1 protein-coding gene, 2 tRNA genes and 3 rRNA genes are annotated in these 5,872 nt (G+C 51.4%); all 6 read right to left on the reverse strand.

From position 1 onward, the window contains the following. Window positions 1-52: 52 nt before the first annotated feature. A 5S ribosomal RNA gene (gene rrf / locus ACG00Y_RS28665) occupies window positions 53-165 on the reverse strand. Window positions 166-363: 198 nt separating this feature from the next. Beyond that, window positions 364-3,242: ribosomal RNA gene (locus tag ACG00Y_RS28670) — 23S ribosomal RNA — on the reverse strand. 314 nt (window positions 3,243-3,556) lie between these two features. After that, window positions 3,557-3,632, reverse strand: a tRNA-Ala gene (locus ACG00Y_RS28675). A 10-nt stretch (window positions 3,633-3,642) separates the two neighbouring features. Beyond that, window positions 3,643-3,719, reverse strand: a tRNA-Ile gene (locus tag ACG00Y_RS28680). A gap of 191 nt (window positions 3,720-3,910) precedes the next feature. Then, window positions 3,911-5,434 (reverse strand): 16S ribosomal RNA (locus tag ACG00Y_RS28685). The 16S, 23S and 5S rRNA genes sit together here with 2 tRNA genes alongside, the layout of an rRNA operon. A 234-nt stretch (window positions 5,435-5,668) precedes the next feature. Then, the coding region (locus tag ACG00Y_RS28690; protein WP_394485058.1) for a hypothetical protein at window positions 5,669-5,872 on the reverse strand (204 nt) is incomplete at its 5' end.

The raw sequence follows: 5,872 nt of genomic DNA on the forward strand, positions 1-5,872 counted from the left end.
AAAAGCGAAACCCCCACCAGGATAACCTGATGGGGGTTGGCTTTAATAACTAGCCTGACGATGACCTACTTTCACACGGGAATCCGCACTATCATCGGCGCTGACTCGTTTCACTGTCCTGTTCGGGATGGGAAGGAGTGGGACCAAGTCGCTATGGTCGTCAGGCTTGACTGGTTGGTCTGTTGACGGTGTCAACAAACCCAATTCGTAGAGTCAGCAGATATTATCTGCACACAGCAAGCATTCATACTTGCTGCGGAATCAGTAGAAGGTATTTTGATTGCGTCTTCAAAGACTTGAAGAACGACATAACTTGAACACTCACCTTGAAGCATGTGCTGTAGCACAGACTATCAAAGTTATAGGGTCAAGCCTCACGGGCAATTAGTACTGGTTAGCTTAACGCATTACTGCGCTTCCACACCCAGCCTATCAACGTCCTGGTCTCGAACGACCCTTCAGGGGGCTCAAGGCCCCGGCAAGACTCATCTTGAGACGAGTTTCCCGCTTAGATGCTTTCAGCGGTTATCTCTTCCGCACTTAGCTACTCGGCAATGCCACTGGCGTGACAACCGATACACCAGAGGTGCGTCCACTCCGGTCCTCTCGTACTAGGAGCAGGCTCTCTCAATCTTGCAGCGCCCACGGAAGATAGGGACCAAACTGTCTCACGACGTTTTAAACCCAGCTCACGTACCTCTTTAAATGGCGAACAGCCATACCCTTGGGACCGGCTACAGCCCCAGGATGAGATGAGCCGACATCGAGGTGCCAAACACCGCCGTCGATATGAACTCTTGGGCGGTATCAGCCTGTTATCCCCAGAGTACCTTTTATCCGTTGAGCGATGGCCCTTCCATACAGAACCACCGGATCACTTTGTCCTACTTTCGTACCTGCTCGACTTGTCAGTCTCGCAGTCAAGCACGCTTATGCCAATGCACTATCGTCACGATTTCCGACCGTAACTAGCGTACCTTCGAACTCCTCCGTTACACTTTGGGAGGAGACCGCCCCAGTCAAACTGCCCACCATACACTGTCCCCGACCCGGATAACGGGCCAAGGTTAGAACCTCAAACACACCAGGGTGGTATTTCAACGTTGGCTCCATAGAAACTAGCGTCCCTACTTCAAAGCCTCCCACCTATCCTACACAGATCTGTTCAAAGTCCAATGTAAAGCTACAGTAAAGGTTCATGGGGTCTTTCCGTCTTTCCGCGGGGAGATTGCATCATCACAAACATTTCAACTTCGCTGAGTCTCTGGAGGAGACAGTGTGGCCATCATTACTCCATTCGTGCAGGTCGGAACTTACCCGACAAGGAATTTCGCTACCTTAGGACCGTTATAGTTACGGCCGCCGTTTACTGGGACTTCAGTCAAGAGCTTGCACCCCATCATTTAATCTTCCAGCACCGGGCAGGAGTCACACCCTATACGTCGACTTTCGTCTTTGCAGAGTGCTGTGTTTTTAATAAACAGTTGCAGCCACCGATTCTCTGCGGCCTCATTCGGCTCACCAAGTAAATGGATCACCTAATAAAGGCACACCTTCTTCCGAAGTTACGGTGTCAATTTGCCGAGTTCCTTCTCCAGAGTTCTCTCAAGCGCCTTAGAATACTCATCTCGCGCACCAGTGTCGGTTTGCGGTACGGTCGTCAATAGCTGAAGCTTAGTGGCTTTTCTTGGAAGCAGGGTATCACTCACTTCGTCTGCAAGCAGACTCGTTATCACGCCTCATCTAATCCCCCCGGATTTGCCTAAGGGGCACGACTACACGCTTGAACCAACATATCCAACAGTTGGCTGAGCTAACCTTCTCCGTCCCCACATCGCACTATTGATCGGTACAGGAATATTGACCTGTTTCCCATCAGCTACGCATCTCTGCCTCGCCTTAGGGGCCGACTCACCCTACGCCGATGAACGTTGCGTAGGAAACCTTGCGCTTTCGGCGAGGGGGCTTTTCACCCCCTTTAACGCTACTCATGTCAGCATTCGCACTTCTGATACCTCCAGCAGGCTTCACAACCCACCTTCACAGGCTTACAGAACGCTCTCCTACCACGTGCAATAAATTGCACATCCGCAGCTTCGGTAACTGGCTTAGCCCCGTTACATCTTCCGCGCAGGACGACTCGATCAGTGAGCTATTACGCTTTCTTTAAATGATGGCTGCTTCTAAGCCAACATCCTGACTGTTTTAGCCTTCCCACTTCGTTTCCCACTTAGCCAATTTTAGGGACCTTAGCTGGCGGTCTGGGTTGTTTCCCTCTTGAGTCCGGACGTTAGCACCCGGTGCTCTGTCTCCCAAGCTGTACTCTGCGGTATTCGGAGTTTGCCAAGGTTTGGTAAGTCGCCATGACCCCCTAGCCTAAACAGTGCTCTACCCCCGCAGGTAATACTTGAGGCACTACCTAAATAGTTTTCGGAGAGAACCAGCTATTTCCAAGTTTGTTTAGCCTTTCACCCCTATCCACAGCTCATCCGCTAATTTTGCAACATTAGTCGGTTCGGACCTCCAGCACCTGTTACGGTACCTTCATCCTGGCCATGGATAGATCACTTGGTTTCGGGTCTACACCCAGCGACTATTCGCCCTATTCGGACTCGATTTCTCTACGGCTTCCCTATTCGGTTAACCTCGCCACTGAATGTAAGTCGCTGACCCATTATACAAAAGGTACGCAGTCACCCTTGCGGGCTCCTACTTTTTGTATGCATGCGGTTTCAGGATCTATTTCACTCCCCTCCCGGGGTTCTTTTCGCCTTTCCCTCACGGTACTTGTTCACTATCGGTCGATTACGAGTATTTAGCCTTGGAGGATGGTCCCCCCATATTCAGACAGGATTTCACGTGTCCCGCCCTACTCTATTCGCGCCTAGTTCCACAATCTGCATTTCTCATACGGGGCTATCACCCGCTATGGCCGGACTTTCCATTCCGTTCTGATATACAAACTGCTAAAACGCGAGGGCTACTCCGATTTCGCTCGCCACTACTTTCGGAATCTCGGTTGATGTCTTTTCCTCGAGCTACTGAGATGTTTCAGTTCACCCGGTTCGCCACAATGACCTATGTATTCAGTCAGAGTTACTCCTTGCGGAGTGGGTTTCCCCATTCGGAAATCTCCGGATCAAAGCTAATTTGCCAGCTCCCCGAAGCTTATCGCAGGCTATCACGTCCTTCGTCGCCTGTAATCGCCAAGGCATCCACCACATGCACTTAGTCACTTGACCCTATAACTTTGACAGCGCTGACTGCACTGTCGTCAAGGACTCACACGGATCTTGTTTCACCCGTGTGTTATTTGAGTATTCACGCGTTACGCCGTTCTTCATACCTAAACAATTTCTTGCTCAGTTGAAGTCTATGTTTGACGCAATCAAAATCGCTGTTAGCGGCACGGTGTACACGACGGTACTTTCCGCTAACAGCGCTGATTCGACTCTACAAATTGTTAAAGAACAACAGCCGATCTTTGCAGACCAGAGCTGGTAAACCTCAGCGAACATTGCTATTCGCTAAGGTTTACCAACTAAATGAGTGAAACTGGTGGAGGATGACGGGATCGAACCGACGACCCCCTGCTTGCAAAGCAGGTGCTCTCCCAGCTGAGCTAATCCCCCCGATATCTCGTGGTGGGTCTGGCTGGATTCGAACCAGCGACCCCCGCCTTATCAAGACGGTGCTCTAACCGACTGAGCTACAGACCCACGCGAAACTCGTTTGCGTCGCTCTGTATCATCGCCAGGCTGTTGAGGCCAGCTCCACAGGCACGCGATTTCACTCACTGTTGTATGACAGCCGATAAGTGTGGGCGCTTGAAACTAAGTGCTTGAGCTTTCGCTCTATAGCGACCTTGCTCTGCCATTACCTAAGTAGTGACGAGGCGCGATCTATCTAGAAAGGAGGTGATCCAGCCGCACCTTCCGATACGGCTACCTTGTTACGACTTCACCCCAGTCACGAACCCTGCCGTGGTAATCGCCCTCCTTGCGGTTAGGCTAACTACTTCTGGCAGAACCCGCTCCCATGGTGTGACGGGCGGTGTGTACAAGACCCGGGAACGTATTCACCGCGGCAAGCTGATCCGCGATTACTAGCGATTCCGACTTCACGCAGTCGAGTTGCAGACTACGATCCGGACTACGACCGGGTTTCTGGGATTAGCTCCCCCTCGCGGGTTGGCAGCCCTCTGTCCCGGCCATTGTATGACGTGTGTAGCCCTACCCATAAGGGCCATGATGACCTGACGTCATCCCCACCTTCCTCCGGTTTGTCACCGGCAGTCTCATTAGAGTGCCCTTTCGTAGCAACTAATGACAAGGGTTGCGCTCGTTGCGGGACTTAACCCAACATCTCACGACACGAGCTGACGACGGCCATGCAGCACCTGTGTTCTGGCTCTCTTTCGAGCACTCCCAAATCTCTTCAGGATTCCAGACATGTCAAGGGTAGGTAAGGTTTTTCGCGTTGCATCGAATTAAACCACATCATCCACCGCTTGTGCGGGTCCCCGTCAATTCCTTTGAGTTTCAACCTTGCGGCCGTACTCCCCAGGCGGTCAACTTCACGCGTTAGCTTCGTTACTGAGAAGAAACCCTCCCAACAACCAGTTGACATCGTTTAGGGCGTGGACTACCAGGGTATCTAATCCTGTTTGCTCCCCACGCTTTCGTGCATGAGCGTCAGTACAGGTCCAGGGGATTGCCTTCGCCATCGGTGTTCCTCCGCATATCTACGCATTTCACTGCTACACGCGGAATTCCATCCCCCTCTACCGTACTCTAGCCATGCAGTCACAAATGCAGTTCCCAGGTTGAGCCCGGGGATTTCACATCTGTCTTGCATAACCGCCTGCGCACGCTTTACGCCCAGTAATTCCGATTAACGCTTGCACCCTACGTATTACCGCGGCTGCTGGCACGTAGTTAGCCGGTGCTTATTCTTCAGGTACCGTCATCAGTCCCAGGTATTAACCAGAACCTTTTCTTCCCTGACAAAAGCGGTTTACAACCCGAAGGCCTTCTTCCCGCACGCGGCATGGCTGGATCAGACTTGCGTCCATTGTCCAAAATTCCCCACTGCTGCCTCCCGTAGGAGTCTGGGCCGTGTCTCAGTCCCAGTGTGGCTGGTCGTCCTCTCAGACCAGCTACAGATCGTTGCCTTGGTGGGCTTTTACCCCGCCAACTAGCTAATCTGATATCGGCCGCTCCAATCGCGCGAGGTCTTGCGATCCCCCGCTTTCACCCTCAGGTCGTATGCGGTATTAGCTGCTCTTTCGAGCAGTTATCCCCCACGACTGGGCACGTTCCGATATATTACTCACCCGTTCGCCACTCGTCAGCTTAACCTGTTACCGTTCGACTTGCATGTGTAAGGCATGCCGCCAGCGTTCAATCTGAGCCAGGATCAAACTCTACAGTTCGATCTTGATTTACTCAACGGAATCGACTTAAACCATTTGCATGATTCAAATCTAATTTCCGTGAGCGTTTAAAGTCCGAAGGACCGTCATCAGTCACCTGACAACATCACTTCGCCTCAAACGCCCACGCTTATCGGCTGTTAATTTTTAAAGAACATCGCAAACTTCAGAGTCTTCACTCTTTCATTTACGTCGCTGACGTTGTTTATTCGTCAGCAGCAAAGAAGCGAGATTCTAATCTGCTTTTTGCGCTGTCGTCAAGTATTTTTGAAAATTTCTTTTCGCAATACTCAGCGACTTTGCTTTCTTTACCGCTTTCAACCCGTCGCTTTCGCAATCAGTTGTCAGCAGCAAAGAGGCGAGATTTTGATCTGCTTTCGCAGCATCGTCAAGTACTTTGTTGAATTCTTTTCGAACCCCTCTCAGCACACGACGAAC

The sequence above is a fragment of the Pelomonas parva genome (assembly GCF_043555835.1).
Lineage (GTDB): Bacteria > Pseudomonadota > Gammaproteobacteria > Burkholderiales > Burkholderiaceae_C > Pelomonas > Pelomonas parva.